The organism is Rhodanobacter denitrificans (assembly GCF_000230695.2).
Lineage (GTDB): Bacteria > Pseudomonadota > Gammaproteobacteria > Xanthomonadales > Rhodanobacteraceae > Rhodanobacter > Rhodanobacter denitrificans.
Window position 1 is genome coordinate 4,208,175 of the sequence record NC_020541.1, and the last position, 17,316, is coordinate 4,225,490.

Annotated in this window: 18 protein-coding genes; 13 read left to right on the forward strand and 5 right to left on the reverse strand. The window is 70.4% G+C overall.

What is annotated here, in order from left to right; all coding sequences use genetic code 11:
* Positions 1 to 85 precede the first annotated feature (85 nt).
* The 4 genes from mvaD to idi are packed head-to-tail and all read left to right on the forward strand — an operon-like array spanning position 86 to position 5,051.
* The gene (mvaD, locus tag R2APBS1_RS19150; protein WP_015449200.1) at positions 86 to 1,078 is read left to right on the forward strand and encodes a diphosphomevalonate decarboxylase; all 993 of its coding nucleotides are present in this window, start codon (positions 86 to 88) and stop codon (positions 1,076 to 1,078) included.
* On the forward strand, positions 1,078 to 2,097 hold the full coding sequence (locus R2APBS1_RS19155) for a mevalonate kinase family protein (protein ID WP_015449201.1): 1,020 nt from the start codon (positions 1,078 to 1,080) through the stop codon (positions 2,095 to 2,097). The genes mvaD and R2APBS1_RS19155 overlap by 1 nt, the downstream gene beginning before the upstream one ends.
* A 28-nt stretch (positions 2,098 to 2,125) precedes the next feature.
* Positions 2,126 to 4,471, forward strand: coding sequence for a hydroxymethylglutaryl-CoA reductase, degradative (locus R2APBS1_RS19160; RefSeq protein WP_015449202.1), 2,346 nt, complete (start codon positions 2,126 to 2,128; stop codon positions 4,469 to 4,471).
* Positions 4,464 to 5,051, forward strand: coding sequence for an isopentenyl-diphosphate Delta-isomerase (idi, locus tag R2APBS1_RS19165; protein ID WP_007510003.1), 588 nt, complete (start codon positions 4,464 to 4,466; stop codon positions 5,049 to 5,051). Before R2APBS1_RS19160 ends, idi begins: the two co-directional genes overlap by 8 nt.
* Here idi and R2APBS1_RS19170 read toward each other — a convergent pair.
* Positions 5,029 to 5,718, reverse strand: coding sequence for a hypothetical protein (locus R2APBS1_RS19170; RefSeq protein WP_015449203.1), 690 nt, complete (start codon positions 5,716 to 5,718; stop codon positions 5,029 to 5,031). The two genes, idi and R2APBS1_RS19170, sit on opposite strands and share 23 nt — an antisense overlap.
* A 111-nt stretch (positions 5,719 to 5,829) precedes the next feature.
* Between R2APBS1_RS19170 and lptM the strand changes: the two genes are divergently transcribed.
* The 9 genes from lptM (at position 5,830) to rbsK (ending at position 13,463) form a co-directional block, all read left to right on the forward strand.
* Positions 5,830 to 6,006 (forward strand): LPS translocon maturation chaperone LptM, encoded by a 177-nt coding sequence (gene lptM, locus R2APBS1_RS19175; RefSeq protein ID WP_015449204.1) that lies wholly within the window; start codon positions 5,830 to 5,832, stop codon positions 6,004 to 6,006.
* Between the two features lie 13 nt (positions 6,007 to 6,019).
* Positions 6,020 to 6,868: a diaminopimelate epimerase gene (dapF, locus tag R2APBS1_RS19180; RefSeq protein ID WP_015449205.1), complete on the forward strand. Its 849-nt coding sequence runs from the start codon at positions 6,020 to 6,022 to the stop codon at positions 6,866 to 6,868.
* Positions 6,869 to 6,962: 94 nt separating this feature from the next.
* Positions 6,963 to 7,655, forward strand: a complete 693-nt coding sequence (locus R2APBS1_RS19185; RefSeq protein ID WP_015449206.1) for a DUF484 family protein — start codon at positions 6,963 to 6,965, stop codon at positions 7,653 to 7,655.
* A gap of 7 nt (positions 7,656 to 7,662) precedes the next feature.
* Complete coding sequence (gene xerC, locus R2APBS1_RS19190; RefSeq protein WP_015449207.1) at positions 7,663 to 8,547, forward strand: tyrosine recombinase XerC; 885 nt, start codon at positions 7,663 to 7,665, stop codon at positions 8,545 to 8,547.
* An 88-nt stretch (positions 8,548 to 8,635) separates the two neighbouring features.
* Entirely contained in the window at positions 8,636 to 9,727 is a 1,092-nt protein-coding gene (locus tag R2APBS1_RS19195) for a glycosyltransferase family 9 protein (protein WP_015449208.1), read from the forward strand.
* Between the two features lie 74 nt (positions 9,728 to 9,801).
* Positions 9,802 to 10,338 (forward strand): ATP-dependent protease subunit HslV, encoded by a 537-nt coding sequence (gene hslV, locus R2APBS1_RS19200; RefSeq protein WP_015449209.1) that lies wholly within the window; start codon positions 9,802 to 9,804, stop codon positions 10,336 to 10,338.
* 106 nt (positions 10,339 to 10,444) lie between these two features.
* Positions 10,445 to 11,788 (forward strand): ATP-dependent protease ATPase subunit HslU, encoded by a 1,344-nt coding sequence (hslU, locus tag R2APBS1_RS19205; RefSeq protein ID WP_007510018.1) that lies wholly within the window; start codon positions 10,445 to 10,447, stop codon positions 11,786 to 11,788.
* Between the two features lie 36 nt (positions 11,789 to 11,824).
* Positions 11,825 to 12,448 carry a hypothetical protein gene (locus R2APBS1_RS19210; RefSeq protein WP_007510020.1) on the forward strand — a complete coding sequence of 208 codons (624 nt, stop codon included), beginning with the start codon at positions 11,825 to 11,827 and terminating at the stop codon, positions 12,446 to 12,448.
* A gap of 118 nt (positions 12,449 to 12,566) precedes the next feature.
* Entirely contained in the window at positions 12,567 to 13,463 is an 897-nt protein-coding gene (gene rbsK, locus R2APBS1_RS19215) for a ribokinase (protein WP_015449211.1), read from the forward strand.
* A 1-nt stretch (position 13,464) separates the two neighbouring features.
* Here the strand turns inward: rbsK and mnmE are convergent, their stop codons facing one another.
* The 4 genes from mnmE to rpmH form a co-directional block, all read right to left on the reverse strand.
* Entirely contained in the window at positions 13,465 to 14,808 is a 1,344-nt protein-coding gene (gene mnmE / locus R2APBS1_RS19220) for a tRNA uridine-5-carboxymethylaminomethyl(34) synthesis GTPase MnmE (protein WP_015449212.1), read from the reverse strand.
* A gap of 124 nt (positions 14,809 to 14,932) precedes the next feature.
* Positions 14,933 to 16,669, reverse strand: coding sequence for a membrane protein insertase YidC (yidC, locus tag R2APBS1_RS19225; protein ID WP_015449213.1), 1,737 nt, complete (start codon positions 16,667 to 16,669; stop codon positions 14,933 to 14,935).
* Between the two features lie 64 nt (positions 16,670 to 16,733).
* Positions 16,734 to 17,138: a ribonuclease P protein component gene (gene rnpA, locus R2APBS1_RS19230; protein ID WP_015449214.1), complete on the reverse strand. Its 405-nt coding sequence runs from the start codon at positions 17,136 to 17,138 to the stop codon at positions 16,734 to 16,736.
* A gap of 14 nt (positions 17,139 to 17,152) precedes the next feature.
* The gene (gene rpmH, locus R2APBS1_RS19235; RefSeq protein WP_007510029.1) at positions 17,153 to 17,287 is read right to left on the reverse strand and encodes a 50S ribosomal protein L34; all 135 of its coding nucleotides are present in this window, start codon (positions 17,285 to 17,287) and stop codon (positions 17,153 to 17,155) included.
* Positions 17,288 to 17,316 lie beyond the last annotated feature (29 nt).

A 17,316-nucleotide genomic window follows, 5' to 3' on the forward strand; every position in this document is an offset into this window, starting at 1 on the left:
GCCGGCAAGCGGCAGCTGCCGACCGCTCCGGATGCACGCACCCGTCCGGTGCCGGCGGTGCGGCCGCTTCCGCAACGGAACCCCGATGGCCGCCACCGCGCAAGCACAACCGAACATCGCCCTGGTCAAATACTGGGGCAAGCGCGACACGAGGTTGAACCTGCCGGTCACCGGCTCCCTGTCGATCACCCTGGACGCGCTGTGGACGCGCACCCGGATCGAGTTCGATGCGTCGCTGCGGCATGACGAGCTGCGCCTGAACGGGAAGGAGGACCCGGCAACGCTGGCCCGGGCCAGCGCCTGCCTGGATCTGCTGCGGCGGCGCGCCGGCACCACGCAGCGCGCGCGAATCGACACGCGCAACAATTTCCCCACCGCGGCGGGACTGGCTTCCTCGGCATCCGGCTTCGCGGCGCTGGTGGTGGCGGCCGACGCCGCGCTCGGCCTCACGCTGGATCGCCGGACCCTGTCCATGCTGGCCCGGCAGGGTTCGGGTTCGGCGGCGCGCTCGCTGTTCGGCGGCTTCGTCAGCATGGCCGCGGGCCAGCGCGACGACGGCGCGGACGCGGTCGCGCAACCCCTGCTCGGCGCCGCCGCATGGCCGCTGGCGGTGGTCGTCGCGGTGACCTCGGACCGCCGCAAGCACGTCGGCTCGGGCGCCGGCATGGAGCGCAGCCGCCGCACGTCGCCGTTCTACCCGGCGTGGGTGGACAGCGCGGCGGCGGACCTGGCGGCCGCGCAGCGCGCGGTGCAGGCGCGCGACTTTGCCGCGTTGGCCGAGCTGAGCGAACACAACTGTCTGAAGATGCATGCAGTGATGCAGTCCAGCCGGCCGCCGCTGCTGTACTGGAACGGCGCCACCGTCGACTGCATGCAGCGCATTCGCGCCTTGCGCGAGGACGCGGGCGAGCAGGTCTTCTTCACGGTCGATGCCGGCGCCCAGGTGAAGGCCGTCTGCACGCCGGACGCGGCGCCCCGGGTCGCCGCCGCGCTGGCCGAGTTGCCCGGCGTCGCCCAGGTGCTGAGCAGCCGCCTGGGCGAAGGTGCGCGGCGGCTCGACGACAGCGAGGCGCCCTGATGCGCGTACTGGCTACGGCGCCGGGCAAGCTGGTGATCGCCGGCGAGTACGCGGTGCTGGAGGGCGCCCCCGCGCTGGTCCTGGCGATCGACCGGCAGGCACGCGTGACGCTGGAAGACACCGACGGCAGCGATTACGAGATCACGGCGCCCGGGCTCGGCATCGATGCCGCGCACGGCCGGCTGGATGCGGCCGGGCGGATCGCCTGGCCGGCGCTGGATGCGGCGGCGAGCGCACCGCTGCGGCTGGTCGGCGCCATCCTGGAAACGCTCGGCGCGGAGGACCGGCCGCCGCCGTTTCGCGCCAGCCTGGACACCCGCGCGTTCCATGCCGGCAGCGATGGCCGGCGCAAGCTCGGCCTGGGTTCCAGCGCGGCGCTGACGGTGGCGCTGGCCAGCGCGATCGGCACGCTGGGCCGGCGCGGCGTGCCGTCCCTCGACACGCTGCTCGCGGCACACCGCCGGGCGCAGGATGGCTACGGCAGCGGATTGGACGTCGCCGCCAGCCTGACCGGCGGCCTGCTGCTCTACCGGCTGCACGACGGGCAGCCGCGGATCGCGCCGGCGACATGGCCGCAAGGGCTGGCGTGGTGCTGCGTGTGGACTGGCCGGCCGGCCTCGACCGGACTCTTCCTGCAGCGGCTGGCCGCCTGGCGCGCGCAGGCGCCGGCGCGCCACGCCGCGGCGATGCGCGAGCTCGGCGACTGCGCCACGGCCGCCGCCGGCGCAACCAGTGCGGCCGCGCTGCTCGAGGCGGTCGCCGCTTGCGCCCAGGCGCTGGAGCGACTGGGCGCGGCCAGCGGCCTGGACATTTTCAGCCCCGAGCACCGCGCGCTGGCCGCGCTGGCGGCGCGCCTGGGGGTTGCCTACAAGACCTGCGGCGCCGGCGGCGGCGACATCGGCATCGCGCTGGCCACCGACGCTGCGCGCCTGCAAGCCTTCCGGCGGGCCGCCAGCGCCGCCGGCTTTCCCGTGCTCGACCTGCACCCGGCCGCCGCCGCCAGCGTGCAGGCGCACTGATTCGTCCGACCTATCCAGGAAAACCCACGTGGACTCGTTACCCGCAACCGGCCAGGCCGACTCGCCTGCCGCAACCCCGGCCGACGACACGCCGTGCGATCGCGCGGCGAGTGCGCCCGAGCATCCCGCCCGCCTGCCCGGCTTCCATCGGCTGGCGGTGACCGAGCGGCTGCAGCTGCTGCGCAGCCGCGGGCTGCTGACGCAGGCCGACCACCGCGCGCTGACCAGCGGTGCGCAGCGGCTGGAGCCGGCGCAGGCCGACAAGATGATCGAGAACGTCATCGGCGTGATGGGGCTGCCGGTCGGGCTGGGCCTGAATTTCCTGATCAACGGCAAGGACTACGTGGTGCCGCTGGTGGTCGAGGAGCCGTCGATCGTGGCCGCGCTGAGCGCCGCCGCCAAACTGGTGCGAGGCTGCGGCGGCTTCACCACCGCGAGCGACCGGCCCCTGCTGATCGGCCAGGTCCAGCTGACCGGCCTGGCCCACTCGGGCAAGGCGCGCACGGCCTTGCTGCAGCGGCGCGACGAGATCATCAACCTGGCCAACAGCCTGCACCCGAACATGGTCGCACGCGGCGGCGGCGTGGCGGACGTCGAGGTGCTGATCCACGCCGCGCCGGACGGCGGCCCCGACATGCTGGTGCTGCACCTGCTGGTCGACACCTGCGACGCGATGGGCGCCAACCTGGTTAACACGATGTGCGAGGGCGTGGCCCCGTTGGCCGAGGCGATCACCGGCGGCAAGGCCTGCCTGCGCATCCTGTCCAACCTGACCGACCGGGCGCTGGTGCGCGCCAGCGCGGTGATCCCGGCGCATGCGCTGGCCGGCAAGGGCCACGACGGCGGGCAGGTGCGCGACGGCATCATCCTGGCCAACGACCTGGCCCTGGTCGACCCGTATCGCGCCGCGACCCACAACAAGGGCGTCATGAACGGCGTGGATGCAGTGGCGCTGGCCACCGGCAACGACTGGCGCGCGCTGGAGGCGGCGGTGCACGCCTACGCCGCGCGCGGTCAGGGTTATCGCGCGCTGACCCGCTGGTCGCGCAACGCGCAGGGCGATCTGGTCGGCAGCATCGAGCTGCCGCTCAAGGTCGGCACCGTGGGCGGTTCGCTGCAGGCCAACCCGATGGTGGCGATCAACCATCGTTTGCTGGGTTCGCCCGGCGCGCGCGAGCTCGCCGAGGTGATGGCCGCCGTCGGCCTGGCGCAGAACTTCTCCGCCTTGCGGGCGCTGGTCACCGACGGCATCCAGCAAGGCCACATGACCCTGCACGCGCGCAGCGTGGCGATGGCGGCCGGCGCCACGCCGCCGATGTTCGAGCAGGTGGTGGAACGCCTGCTGGCCGACGGCGAGATCAAGCTGTGGAAGGCGCAACTGATCGTGGCCGAGCTGGGCGGGCAGGCGGCGCCGGGGCAAGCTGCCAGCGGCCACCCGCGGGCGGCCGGCACGCAGGAATGGGCGGCCGGCCACGGCAAGGTGATCCTGCTCGGCGAACACGCCGTGGTATACGGCCGCCACGCAATCGCCGCGCCGTTGCCGCTGGCGATCCGCGCGCGCGTGGAGGACGCCCGCGACGGCACCACGCTGCTGATCCCGCGCTGGGGCATCGAGCAACGCCTGCCGCAGCAGCCGGCGCACCCGGGTTCCTTCCTGCAGTCCCTGACGCTGCTGCTGGAGCGTCTCGGCCTGGACCGGCGCGCGCTGCGCATCCAGGTGGCGCCGGAGATGCCCCGGGCGATGGGCCTGGGCGGCTCGGCGGCGCTGGCGGTGGCGGTGATCCGCGCACTCGACCGGCACTGCGCGCTGGGCCTCGACGACGCCAGCGTCTGCGCGCTCGCCTTCGAGTGCGAGACGATCGCCCACGGCACGCCCTCGGGCATCGACAACACGGTCGCCACCCACGGCGAGGCGCTGCTGTACCGGCGCGGCGAGCCGGCGACGATCCGCCCGCTTGCGCTGAAACAGCCGCTGCCGCTGGTGATCGGCCTGAGCGGCAGCGAGAGCCTGACCGCCAGGATGGTGGCGCGCGTGCGTCAGGCGTGGCGGCAGCATCCGGCGCGATACGAACGCATCTTCGACGAAATCGACGTGCTGACCCGGCACGCGCTCGACGCGCTGCAAGCCCACGACCTGGGCGAACTCGGCGAACTGATGAACATCTGCCAGGGTCAGTTGAACGCGCTGCAGGTGTCCAGCCGCGAGATCGAGGAACTGGTCCAGCTGGCACGCGAGCACGGCGCGCTGGGCGCCAAGTTGACCGGCGGCGGCGGTGGCGGCGCGGTGATCGCGCTGTGCCCCGACGGCGGCGCGCGCGTGGTCCGGGCGATGCGCGACGCCGGCTACCAGGCGCTGGAGGTGTCCTTTGGCTGACGCGACGCCACGCCACCCCACGGTCTCCTCCGAAGCCGAGCGGCTGATCCTGGTCGACGCCGACGATCGCGCGGTCGGCTACGCCAGCAAGGCGGCCGCCCACGATGGCCGCGGCCAGCGCCATCGCGCCTTCTCGCTGTTCATCTTCAACGGGCACGGCGAGTTGCTGCTGCAGCAGCGCAGCCGCAGCAAGCGGCTGTGGCCCGGTTACTGGGCCAACAGCTGCTGCAGCCACCCGCGCCAGGGCGAAAGCATGGAGCAGGCCACCGAACGACGCCTGCAGCAGGAGCTGGGCATGCGCTGCCCGCTGCGTTACCTGTTCAAGTTCGAATACCAGGCCGATTACCGCGACCTCGGCGCCGAACACGAACTGTGCTGGGTCTACGCCGGCACCTGCACGCAGCCGGTGCGCGCCAATGCCACGGAAGTCGAGGCCTGGCGCTTCGTCGCGCCGGCCGCACTCGATCGCGAGATCGCCCGCTGCCCGGAGCGCTTCACGCCCTGGCTGAAGCTCGAATGGGCGCAACTGCGCCAGGGCCTGGCGCTGTCGGCTTACCTCAGCCCCCCAGCGGGTGGCTGATTTTCTCCGCGGTCGCGGCATCCGGCCGCGCCACCAGCGCGCCGGTGCGCATCAGGCTCACCGCGTAATGCCCGCCATCGACCAGCGGCAGGAACGCACCGCTGCCGTAGACGGTATCGATTTCCGGCACCCAGCGCGGGTACTGCTTTTTCAGGTTGAGCAGGTCGAACGCGCCGGCTTCGTCGAAGCCGATCACCGTGCGCGGCGCCTGGGCCTCCTGCGCGGGATCGTCGTAGCGGCCGGACAGCCGGTCGAGCCGGTACAGCGGCGGCACGCCGGCCAGCAGCGCGGGCAGCTTCCACTTCAGCACGATCGCCTCGACACGCCAGGCGTCGCCGGCCAGCTGCAGCCGGCGCGTGCTGCCGTCGGGCCAGCTGAGGGTCAGCACCCAGCGCTGCGGCGACAGGATGTGCGCGTCGATCTCGACCACCGGCGCCTCCTCGCCAAGCAGCCGGTAGCCGCGCAGCGCACAGCCGGCACCGGCCAGCAGCAGGGTCAGTGCGAAGGCGCCCACGCACAGCAGCGCACGCCAGCTGGCGGCCAGATGCCGGCCGCCGTGCAGGCGCTGGCGCAGGGCCACCAGCTGCACCAGGGTGATCAATGCAAACACCGCCGCCAGCACCAGCAGCACGGTCATCGGCATGCGCAGCAGCGCACTCCAGTCCATCGTCGTCACCTCGTCCCCGCGTCGTGCGATTCGTGCGCGCATCATAGCGGCGATGCCGCGGCCGAGCCGGCGCGGCTCGCTATACTGCACCCGTCCCCAGGAATCCCGACCATGCGCCGATCCTTCTTGCTGCTGCCGCTCTGCCTCGCCCTCGCCACGCTTGCCGGCTGCGGCAACAAGGGACCGCTGGTGCTGCCGAGCCAGCCCGCCGCCGCGTCGACCACGGTACAGCCGGCCGCGCCCGCGCTGCCGGCCAGCGTCGACGAACCGGCGCCCGGCCAGCACTGAGCCGCAGCCGCCCATGCAGCTGCGTTTCTCGAAGATGCACGGCATCGGCAACGACTTCGTCGTGCTGGATTGTCGGCAACGCGCGTTTCCGCTGGATGCGGCGCAGATCCGCGCGCTGGCCGACCGCCATACCGGCGTGGGCTTCGACCAGCTGCTCAGCGTGGAGCCGGCGCGCAGCCCGGACGGCGCGTTCTACTACGGCATCTGGAACGCCGACGGCTCGCCGTCCGGCCAGTGCGGCAACGGCGTGCGCTGCGTGGCGGCGTGGCTGCACCGCGCCGGCGCGCTGGCGATCGGCAAGGACGTGGCGATCGAGAGTCCGTCCGGTCCGGTGACGGTGCGCCTGCTCGGCGCGCACGAAGTCGCCGTGGACATGGGCGAGCCGGTGTTCGAGCCCAGGCGGATCCCGTTCGCGGCCGACGCCGCAGCCGATCGCTACGCGATCGACGCGGCCGGCGAGACACTGGACATCGGCGCGGTGTCGATGGGCAACCCGCATGCGGTGGTCACGGTGGACGACCTCGCCGACCCCGTGCTGGCGCGGCTGGGCCCGCTGCTGACCAGCCACCCACGCTTCGCCCAGGGCGCCAACGCCGGCTTCGTGCAGCGGCTGGACCGCCGCCATCTGCGCCTGCGCGTGCACGAACGCGGCGCCGGCTGGACCCTGGCCTGCGGCACCGGCGCCTGCGCCGCGATGGCGGTGCTGCGCCGGCGCGGCGAGGTCGATGCCACGGTGGCGGTCGAGTTGCCCGGCGGCACGCTGCGCATCGACTGGGCCGGCCCCGGCCACACCTTGTGGATGACCGGCCCGGCCGCGTTCGCGTTCGAGGGCGAATGGCCGGTTCCGGCCACCAGCCCCTGACGCGGCGGTTGAAGCGCGCCCGCGTCCATCGCACACTCCGGCCGGACGGCGCGCCTTCTTCGCGTACCGCGCAACGGTTCGAGGATTTCCGCGCATGACTGCCACCCTGCTCGACGACGCCACCCAGGCCCGCGTGGTCGCCGCCTACCTGAAGCGCCATCCGGAGTTCCTCAGCGAATACCCGGAGCTGGCCGCCAAGCTGACCATGCCGCCGCGCGAGCGGGGCGGCGCGGTGTCCTCGCTGGCGGTGTACCAGCTGCAGAGCCTGCGCGACAAGAATGCGGAACTCGAACGCCAGCTGGCCGAGCTGGTCGCGATCGCCGCCGAGAACGAGAAGCTGATGGAGCGCGTGCACGCGCTCACCGTGGCGCTGCTGCGCGCGAACACGATGGAGGTGACCGCGCGCACGGTGATCGCCAAGCTCAGCGCGGATTTCCATACCGAGCAGGTGCGCCTGCTGCTGTTCGGCGACGAGCCGCGGCTGCCGCGTGCGGAATGGCTGCAGCAGATCCCCGGCGGCGCCGCCGCGCTGCCGGAGTTCGGCGAATTCCTGCACAAGGGCGAGCCGGTCTCCGGCCGCCTGTCCGCCGAGAAGCTCGAACGCCTGTTCGGCGTCGACGCCGGGCAGATCCGCTCGGTCGCGATGATGCGCCTGGGCGACTGCGGCATCCTGGCGATCGGCAGCACCAACCCGGACCGCTTCCAGCCCGGCATGGGCACGCTGTTCCTGAAGATGATCTCGGCCACCATCACTGCCGCGCTGGCCCGCTCGCGGGATATCTCCTGAGCCGGCGATGACGCCCGCCGAACAGGTCGAGCAATGGCTCGCCCGCCTCGCCGGCGAGCGCCATGCCTCGCCGCACACGGTCGCCGGCTACCGCCGCGACCTGGCCAAGCTGCTGCGCTTCATGCACGAGCAGCGACTGGAGGCGTTCGACGCGCTGGACGCGAACCGGATGCGCACGTTCGTGGCCGGCGAGCATCGCAGCGGGCTGGCGCCGAAGAGCCTGCAGCGCCTGCTGTCGTCCTGCCGCAGCCTGTTCCGCCAGCTCAATCGCGAAGGCCAGCTGGCCAGTGATCCGCTGCTCGGCGTGCGCGGCCCCAAGGTGCGCCGCAAGCTGCCGCAGGTGCTCGACGTCGACGAGGCCGCCGCGCTGGTGGAGACCGACAGCGGCGGCAGGTTGGCGGTGCGCGACCGCGCGATGCTGGAGCTGTTCTACTCCAGCGGCCTGCGCCTGTCCGAACTGTGCGGCCTGCGCTGGCTCGACCTCAACCTCGACGAGGGCGAAGTGCGCGTGCTCGGCAAGGGCAGCAAGACCCGCATCGTGCCGGTCGGCCGCCACGCCCTCGCCGCGCTGCGCGCGCTGGGCGCGGGGGAAGGCATGCCGGCGGACAGCCCGATCTTCCGCGGTCGCGGCGGCGCGCCGATCAACCCGCGCACGATACAACTGCGCATGAGCAAGCTGGCGTTGCAGCAAGGCATTCCGAAGCACATCCACCCGCACCTGCTGCGGCATACTTTCGCCAGCCACATGCTGGAATCCTCCGGCGACCTGCGCGCGGTGCAGGAGCTGCTCGGCCATGCCGACATCGCCACTACCCAGATCTACACCCACCTGGACTTCCAGCACCTGGCGCGGGTCTACGACGCCGCGCACCCGCGCGCGCGGCGCAAATGACCGCCATCGGGCGAACCGCCGCAAAAGCCCGCAGAAAGATTCCCCCGGCCACAATGGCGGCACGATACCTCTTGCCAGGCGCCAGCCAGTGACCCCCTCGGAAACGCCACTTGCCGCCATCGCACCCACGGTGTTCGGTCGCGACGCGTGGCCGACACACCGGCATCTGCTTGGGGTGGGAGAGCTGCCGCGACGCGACGTCTTCCGCATCCTGCTGCTGCGCCCCAACCATCGGCTTGGCAACACGCTGCTGCTCACTCCGCTGCTGAGCGAGCTGGAACGGCGCTATCCCGGTGCCGAGATCGACCTGGTCACCGGCTGCGAAGCGGCCGACGAGGTGTTCGCCGGATTTCGCCAGGTTCGCCACATCTTTCAACTGACCCGCCGGCCAGGCCACCATCCGCTGCGGCTGTTGCGCACCCTGCTGCGTCTGCGACGCGCCCGTTACGACCTGGCGATCGACGGCACCCGCGGTTCGCGCTCCGGTCGCCTGCTGCTCTTCCTGAGTGGCGCCCGCCATCTGCTCGGCCTGCCGGGCAGCAAGCGCGAATTGCGTGAGGGCGGTTCGGCCTGGAAAACCGCGCTGGCTCACGCACCCGACCACTTTTCGCTGGATGGCGTATACGCGCTGCGCTGCGCGATGGGATTGTCCTTCCCGGAACAGGAAGAAAGCTGGCCGCCGCTGCGAATCCATCTGGGCGCAGAGGAGCGGGCGAGCGGCCGCGCGCTGCTGCTCGACCTGCTTGGCCACGAGCCGGACCGCAACCACCGGGTGATCGCGCTGTTCCCCAATGCCACCGGCAGCAAGCGTCTTTGCAGCGAGTGGTGGCTGGCCCTGGTCGACGCGCTGACGACAGCCCACCCGGAGCTGCGCTTCATCGAGATGCTTCCGGCGCACGGCCAGTCGCAACTGCAATCGCGCTTCCCCGCCTTCTACTCCAGCAACGTGCGCCGGATGGCGGCGGTGCTTGCGCAGTGCGACGGCTACATCAGCGCCGACTGCGGGGTGATGCATCTGGCCTGCGCCGCCGGCGTGCCCACGCTGGGCTTGTTCACGCGGGACAACCTGACGCGTTATCGCCCGCGCGGCCAGCACGACGAGGCACTGTGCGTGGCCGGCCTCACCCCGGTCCAGGTCGCCGCGGCGGCGGCGCCATTCGTGCACGCCCTGCAGCGCTGAAGCCGGGCGCATCGCTTGCAATCGGCGGGGCCGATCCTTATCTAGTCAGCTCCTCCCCGGAGCAAGACACCACCATGGAATCGTTTCACGCCACCACCATCGTCTGCGTGCGCCGCGAAGGCCGCGTCGTGATCGGCAGCGACGGCCAGGTCACGCTGGGCAACACGGTGATGAAGGGCAATGCGCGCAAGGTCCGCCGGCTGGGCAAGGCGGGCGACGTGGTGGCCGGCTTCGCCGGTGCCACCGCCGATGCGTTCACGCTGTTCGAGCTGTTCGAGCAGAAGCTCGAGAAGCACAACAGCAACCTCACCCGCGCCGCCGTGGAGATGGCCAAGGAATGGCGCACCGACCGCCGCTTCGGCCGGCTCGAGGCGATGCTCGCCGTGGCGGACAAGGAGGCCTCGCTGCTGATCTCCGGCAACGGCGACGTGGTGGAACCCGAACACGGCCTGATCGCGATCGGCTCCGGCGGGCCGTTCGCGCAGTCCGCAGCGATGGCCCTGCTCGAAAACACCGAACTGGATGCGCGCACCATCGTCGAGAAGGCGCTGAAGATCGCCGGCGACATCTGCATCTACACCAACCACAACGTGTCGATCGAAGAGCTGTGATTCGGGATGGGGGATTCGGGATTCGCAAAAACCCGCCCCCACTCCCATGCGCCACCCGCTGATCTTCCGCATACCGAATCTCGTCTCCCGAATCCCGGCGAAGCCCATGTCCGAACTCACTCCCCGCGAAATCGTCAACGAACTCGACCGCTACATCATCGGCCAGCACGACGCCAAGCGTGCAGTGGCGGTGGCGCTGCGCAGCCGCTGGCGGCGCATGCAGCTGCCGGCCGAGATGCGCAACGAGATCACGCCGAAGAACATCCTGATGATCGGGCCCACCGGCGTCGGCAAGACCGAGATCGCGCGGCGGCTGGCCACGCTGGCCAATGCGCCGTTCGTGAAGGTCGAGGCGACCAAGTTCACCGAGGTGGGCTATGTCGGCAAGGATGTCGAATCGATCATCCGCGATCTGGCCGATGGTGCCTACAAGCTGACCCGCGAGCAGGCGATCAAGCGCGTGCGTTCACAGGCCGAGGATCGCGCCGAAGACCGCATCCTGGACGCACTGCTGCCGCGCCGGCAGGCCCCGCCGACCGACTGGAGCCACGACGCACCGGCCGCTCCCGCCATCGACAGCGACACCCGCCAGAAGCTGCGCAAGCAACTGCGTGAAGGAGCGCTCGACGAGCGCGAAATCGAGCTGGATTTCGCCATGAACGTGGGCGTGGAGATCATGTCGCCGCCGGGCATGGAGGAGATGGGCGCGCAGCTACGCCAGATGTTCCAGAACCTGGGCGGGGCCAAGACACAGAACCGCAAGCTGGCGATCAAGCTGGCGCGCCCGCTGCTGATCGACGAGGAGGCCGGCAAGCTGCTCAACGACGAGGAAATCCGCGCCCAGGCGATGGAAGCTGCCGAGCAGAACGGCATCGTCTTCATCGACGAGATCGACAAGGTCGCCCAGCGCGGCGACCACGGCCACGCCGGGGTCAGCCGCGAAGGCGTGCAGCGCGACCTGCTGCCGCTGGTGGAGGGCTCCACCGTATCGACCAAGTACGGCCCGATCAAGACCGACCACATGCTGTTCATCGCCTCCGGCGCGTTCTCGCTGGCCAAGCCGTCCGACCTGATCCCCGAGCTGCAGGGGCGGTTGCCGATCCGGGTTGAACTGTCCGCACTCAGCGTGGACGACTTCAAGCGGATCCTGCGCGAGCCGCAGAACGCGTTGACCAAGCAGTACGTGGCCCTGCTCGGCACCGAAGGCGTCAGCATCGAGTTCACCGACTCCGGCGTCGACCGGCTGGCCGAGGTGGCGTTCCAGGTGAACGAGCGCACCGAGAACATCGGCGCCCGTCGGCTGCACACCGTGATGGAGCGCCTGCTGGAAAAGATTTCCTTCGAGGCGGCGGACAAGTCCGGCGAAAAATACCTTATCGACGCCGAACATGTAGACAAAAACCTTGGAAGCCTGGCCCGGAACGAGGATCTCAGCCGCTACATCCTCTGAACAAGCCGGTTACCCCCATCTGCTAAAATAGGCGCCGTGAGCAACATTATTGAACTGAAAAACACCGGCCAGCGCGCCCAGTTGCGCGAGGCGCAACAGAAACAGACGCTGGTGCGGTTGTGGCGAGAGGAGCTTGAACACGGCAGCTTCTGCGGCTACGTGGGCGGCGTGGGACGCGAGTTCTTCCTGCTCTGGGTGGTCGGCGACGGCGTCACCTACGACGGCATGTACGTGATGCGCCACCGCGACGTCAGCGAGCTGGAGGCACCGGACAAGCACCACGTGTTCTTCGAGAAGGCGCTGGCGCTGAAGCAGATCCTGCCGCGGATGCCGCGCGGCTTCCCGCTGGACAATATCCGCGAGGTCATCCAGGCCGCCGGTGCGCAGGCGCCGGTGATCGGCGTGCACGTGGACAGCGAGGACGAGTCCGAGGTCTGCTACATCGGCCGCCTGATCGACGTCGAGGAAGACGGCTTCAACATGCAGGAGCTGAGCCCCGACGCGGAGTGGATGCGCGAACCCTCGTTCTTCGCCTGGGACGAGGTCTCCACCGTCAGCATCGAGGACAGCTACGCGCAGTCCCTGCTCGCCGTGGCCGGCCCTGCGCCGGCCCTGCTGCCCGGCGGCGACGCCGGCTTCGGCCGCGCTCCCTCGCCCTGATTCCCAGAAAAACGCCCTTGCAGGAGCCCGCTCGCGGGGTTCCCGTCGCACCCGGCTCGCCACGCCAACGAGTAAGCTTTCGGATACGTCCTGAAAGCCCACCCGCCCGGGAGCACACATGTGCCGCATCGTCGTCGTCGGCAGCATCAACATGGATCTGGTCACCCAGGCGCCGCGCTTCGTCGGGCCGGGCGAGACCATCCTCGGCGAGCGCTTCCTCACCATGCCCGGCGGCAAGGGTGCCAACCAGGCGGTGGCCGCGGCGCGACTGGGTGCCGAGGTGGCGCTGGTCGGTGCGCTCGGTGATGACGCCTTCGGCCAGCAATTGCGCGCCGGCCTCGCCACCGAAGGCGTCCACCTGGACCACGTCGCGCGCCTCGCCGACAGCGCCAGCGGCACCGCCTCGATCACCGTTGCCGACGGGGAAAACCAGATCATCGTGGTGCCGGGTGCCAACGCCCGTGTCACCCCCGCGCAGGTGGACAACGCACACGCGCTGATCGAGCGCGCCGACGCCGTGCTGGTACAGATGGAAATCCCGCTGGACACCGTCGAAGCCACCGTGCGCCTGGGCCACCGCCTCGGCGTGCCGGTGATCCTCAACCCCGCGCCCGCGCAAAAGCTGCCCACCGACTGGCTGCAACTCGCCCGCTACGTCACTCCGAACCAGCACGAACTGGCGATCCTGCTCGACGCCGATCCCGACGAAGACTTCCGCACGTTGATGCAACGCGCGCCCTGTCCGGTGGTGCTCACCCGCGGCGGCGAAGGCGCCTGGTACCGCGAGCAGGGCGAACCGCTGCACCAGTCCGGCTTCAAGGTCCACGTGGTCGACAGCACCGGCGCCGGCGACACCTTCAACGCCGCGCTGGCGGTGTTCCTGCACGAAGGCCTGCCCACCGCCGTACGCAAGGCCTGCGCCGCCGCCGCGCTGTCGGTGACGAAGCTCGGCGCGCAGGGCGGCATGCCGGGGCTGCAGGAACTGGATGCTTTTCTCGCGCGGCAGGCCGGCTGAATCACTTGCCGATGCAGAACGAACTGAAGATCGCGCCGAGCAGGTCGTCGCTGCTGTAGCTGCCGGTGATTTCACCGAGCGCGTGCTGGGCCTGGCGCAGTTCCTCGGCGGCGAGTTCGCCGGCGCGGCTGCCGGTGAGGATGGCGGCGGTGCGATCGAGAAGCGCGCCGACCTGCTGCAGCGCCAGCACGTGACGACGACGCGCGCTGAAGGCGCCTTCGCCGCTGCCGGCGCCGGCCAGCCGCTTGAGGTGCTCGCGCAGGGCGTCGAGGCCGGCGCCGGTTTTCGCCGAGGCCCACAGCCAGTGCATGCCTGCGCACTGGCTGTGGCGGGCGGGAGCCTGGTCGAGGTCGATCTTGTTGATCAGCACGATGCGTTCGACGCCGACGGGCAGGGCGTCAAAGAAGGCCAGGTCGGCGGCGCAGTCGGCAGCGGTGGTCACCAGCAGGGCGACGTCGGCGCGCTGCAGTTCGCCGTGGGCGCGGCGCACGCCTTCGCGTTCGACTTCGTCGTCGGTGTCGCGCAGGCCGGCGGTGTCGGCCAGTTCCAGCGCGATGCCGTCGAGGCTGAGGCTTTCGCGCAGCACGTCGCGGGTGGTGCCGGCGATCGGGGTGACGATGGCGCGCTCGCTGCCGGCCAGCGCGTTGAGCAGGCTGGACTTGCCGGCGTTGGGGCGGCCCACGATGGCCACCTTGAGGCCATCGTTCAGGCGCAGCCCGCGTTGCGCCTCGCGCAGGAGTTCAGCCAGTTCGGCGCGCAGTCTTTCGAGTCGTGCCGCGATCGCCGGGTCGGCGAGGAAGTCGATTTCCTCCTCCGGAAAGTCGATCGCCGCCTCGATGTGCACGCGCAGCGCGATCAGCGATTGCAGCAGCGCCCCGACCTTGCGCGAGAACACGCCTTCCATCGACTGCAGCGCCGCGCGCGCGCCGGCCTGCGAGCGGGCGGCGATCAGGTCGGCGACGGCTTCGGCCTGGGCCAGGTCGAGCTTGCCGTTCAGGAACGCGCGCTCGGTGAACTCGCCGGGGCGTGCCAGCCGCGCGCCGAGTTCGCACACGCGACGCAGCAGCGCGTCGAGCAGCACGGCGCTGCCATGGCCCTGCAGTTCCAGCACGTGCTCGCCGGTATACGAGGCCGGCGCGGGGAAATGCAGCAGCAGGCCACGGTCGATCAACTCGCCGGCACCGTCGCGGAACGCGGCGAAGTGGGCGTGGCGCGGTTGCGGCGGCCGGCCGAGCAGGGCTTGCGCGATCGCCGACGCGGCGGGCCCCGACACGCGCAGCACGCCCACGCCGGCGGCGCCCGGTGCGCTGGCGATGGCGGCGATGGTGTCGGCAGGCTGGGTCATGTCGGAGAGCGTAAACGAAGACGGCCGCGGCGGTTGCCCGGCGCGGCCGCTGTTACTGGAAGTGCGGCCACGAATGGCCGCTCACTCGATCCTGGCGATCAGGGATGAGCGCCAGCGTCACTCATCAGGCGGCCTGGGGCTTGGCCGCGTCCTCGCGATCGACGTGGTGGGTGATCCACCACTGCTGGCCGAGACCGACGATGCCGTTGACGGCGTAGTACAGGCACAGGCCGGCAGGGAAGAACGCGAACATCACGGTGAACAGCAGCGGCATCACCTTCATCATCTTCGCCTGGGTCGGGTCCATGCCCGCGGCGACCGGGTTCAGCCACTGCGTGCCCAGCATCACCAGTGCGTAGATGATCGGCAGGATGTAGAACGGATCGGGTGCGCTGAGGTCAGGGATCCACAGGAACGCGGCATGCCGCAGCTCCAGGCTGTCCATTAGCACGAAGTACAAACCGTAGAACACCGGCAAGGTGATCAGCACCGGCAGGCAGCCGCCCATCGGGTTGACCTTCTCCTTCTTGTACAGCTCCATCATCGCCGTCTGCATCTTCTGCTTGTCGTCGCCGTAGCGCTCCTTGAGCGCCTGCACGCGCGGCTGCAGCTTGCGCATGCGGGCGCTGGAGCGGTACTGGATGGCGGTGAGCTTCCAGCTCAGGCCCTTGATCAACAGCACCAGCAGGATGATCGCCACACCCCAGTTCCTGGTGACGGCGTGGAACTGCGACAGCACCCAGTGCATCGGCACGGCGATGATCTTGAACATGCCGTAGTCGATGGTGAGGTCCAGCCCCGGCGCGATCGCGTCCATCGTGCCCTGCTTGTTCGGACCCACGTACAGGCGCGACTGGCTGGTCAGGCTCTGTCCCGGCGCCACGCTGAGCGCGGGGCCGACGGTGCGGATCAGGTAGCGCGGGTGCGCGCTGTCCGGGTTGATCGTCTGGGTGACGTACTGCTCGGTCTGGTCGGCCGGCGGAATCCACGCAGTGACGAAGTACAGCTTCAGCATCGCCGCCCAGCCGCCCTTGATCGAGGCGTTGAGCTGGTCTTTCGGTTCGGCGAAATTCTTGAACGGCAGCTTCTCGAACTTCTCGCCGGTGTACCAGGCGGCGCCCTGGAAGCTGCGTGTCTCGGGGTTGGTGTAGTTCGCCAGCCAGTTGCCGGCCTTCGGCGGCTCGACCCGCAGCAGTTGCTGGTAGGCGTTGCCCTGCCACGGCGCGGCGCTGCCGTTGTCGATGCGCTGGCTGACGCCGATGACGTAGCTGCCCCGCTTGAAGGTGTAGGTCTTGGTGACCTTGAGGCCGGCGGCGTCCTGCCAGGTGAGGTCGACCTTCAGCTCGTCCTGGCCGGGGGCGAGCGCGTAGGCGCTCTTCTCGGCATGGAACAGCGCCAGGTGGTTCGGCTGGTCGGCCGGCACACTGTCGCTGTTGCTGACCAAGCCGTTCTGCGCCACCGAATAGCGCTCGGGATCGCTGGTCAGCAGCACGGTCGGCGGCGGGTTCGGCGCCTTGTGCGTGCGCGGCGCCTGCGGGTAGGCCAGCAGGTCGGCGTGCACCAGGCTGCCGCCGCGGGTGTCCACGGTGAGCTTGAGTACGTCGGTCTCGACGGTGATCAGTTGCGCCGCGGCGGGTGTGGCGGCAGCCGCGTCACCGGCGCTCGGCGGCGTGGCCGCCGAGCCTGGCGCGGAGGCGGCCGGGATCGCGCCCGGTACACCGGCGTCCGCCGAAGATGCGGCTGCGACGACGGCGCTGGTTGCCGTGGCCGGCGGCGGCGCGTAATCCTTCTCCCAGGCGAGGAACAGGAAGTAGGCCACGGCCAGCAGGGCGAACAGGAGGAAGGTGCGCGTTTGATTCATCGCGTAGCAGATCCGGGTAACGCCACGACACGTGTCCACGCCGCGGAGACAGGAAGGAAAAAGGTCAACGCTCGATTGTGGTGGTGTCGCCCGCGGGCTTCAATGGCCCCGACGTCGCGGCATGGCCGGCCAGCAGTTTTTTCCACAAGCCGTCGAGTTCGGCCAGCAGCTGCGGCCCGGGTACGCCGGCGGCCTGTTCGCGCGCCATCACCATCATGTCGACCGCCGGCAGCCGGTGGCGCACGCGCCGGAACGACTCGCGCAGCAGGCGCTTGATCCGGTTGCGCTCGACCGCGCGCTTGGAGACGCGCTTGGAGATCGCCAGGCCGAGCCGGGCATGGCCGAGCCCGTTGTCGCGATAGCGCATATGAAAACAGCGGCCGCCTGCGCGTCCGCTGCTTGTCCGCAAGGCGGCGAAGTCACCCGGCCGACGTAACCGCGCTTCGCGCGGCAGCCCGGCGCTGGACATGACGCTCGTGCCGATTACGGGATCAGGCGCTTGCGGCCCTTGGCGCGACGGGCGTTGAGGACTTTGCGGCCGTCGGCGGTGGCCATACGGGCACGGAAACCGTGCGTGCGTGCGCGCTTGAGCTTGCTGGGCTGGAAGGTCCGCTTCATGGGTTGCTCCGAAGGGAATGTGGATAAAA

What these genes read in the sequence shown, in the direction of transcription:
- mnmE (WP_015449212.1), bottom strand. Translation starts at nt 14,808, where the DNA reads ATGACCCAGCCTGCCGACACCATCGCCGCCATCGCCAGCGCACCGGGC.
- hslV (WP_015449209.1), top strand. Translation starts at nt 9,802, where the DNA reads ATGGAATCGTTTCACGCCACCACCATCGTCTGCGTGCGCCGCGAAGGC.
- rnpA (WP_015449214.1), bottom strand. Translation starts at nt 17,138, where the DNA reads ATGTCCAGCGCCGGGCTGCCGCGCGAAGCGCGGTTACGTCGGCCGGGT.
- yidC (WP_015449213.1), bottom strand. Translation starts at nt 16,669, where the DNA reads ATGAATCAAACGCGCACCTTCCTCCTGTTCGCCCTGCTGGCCGTGGCC.
- hslU (WP_007510018.1), top strand. Translation starts at nt 10,445, where the DNA reads ATGTCCGAACTCACTCCCCGCGAAATCGTCAACGAACTCGACCGCTAC.
- xerC (WP_015449207.1), top strand. Translation starts at nt 7,663, where the DNA reads ATGACGCCCGCCGAACAGGTCGAGCAATGGCTCGCCCGCCTCGCCGGC.
- mvaD (WP_015449200.1), top strand. Translation starts at nt 86, where the DNA reads ATGGCCGCCACCGCGCAAGCACAACCGAACATCGCCCTGGTCAAATAC.
- rbsK (WP_015449211.1), top strand. Translation starts at nt 12,567, where the DNA reads ATGTGCCGCATCGTCGTCGTCGGCAGCATCAACATGGATCTGGTCACC.
- rpmH (WP_007510029.1), bottom strand. Translation starts at nt 17,287, where the DNA reads ATGAAGCGGACCTTCCAGCCCAGCAAGCTCAAGCGCGCACGCACGCAC.
- dapF (WP_015449205.1), top strand. Translation starts at nt 6,020, where the DNA reads ATGCAGCTGCGTTTCTCGAAGATGCACGGCATCGGCAACGACTTCGTC.
- lptM (WP_015449204.1), top strand. Translation starts at nt 5,830, where the DNA reads ATGCGCCGATCCTTCTTGCTGCTGCCGCTCTGCCTCGCCCTCGCCACG.
- R2APBS1_RS19170 (WP_015449203.1), bottom strand. Translation starts at nt 5,718, where the DNA reads ATGGACTGGAGTGCGCTGCTGCGCATGCCGATGACCGTGCTGCTGGTG.
- R2APBS1_RS19155 (WP_015449201.1), top strand. Translation starts at nt 1,078, where the DNA reads ATGCGCGTACTGGCTACGGCGCCGGGCAAGCTGGTGATCGCCGGCGAG.
- R2APBS1_RS19185 (WP_015449206.1), top strand. Translation starts at nt 6,963, where the DNA reads ATGACTGCCACCCTGCTCGACGACGCCACCCAGGCCCGCGTGGTCGCC.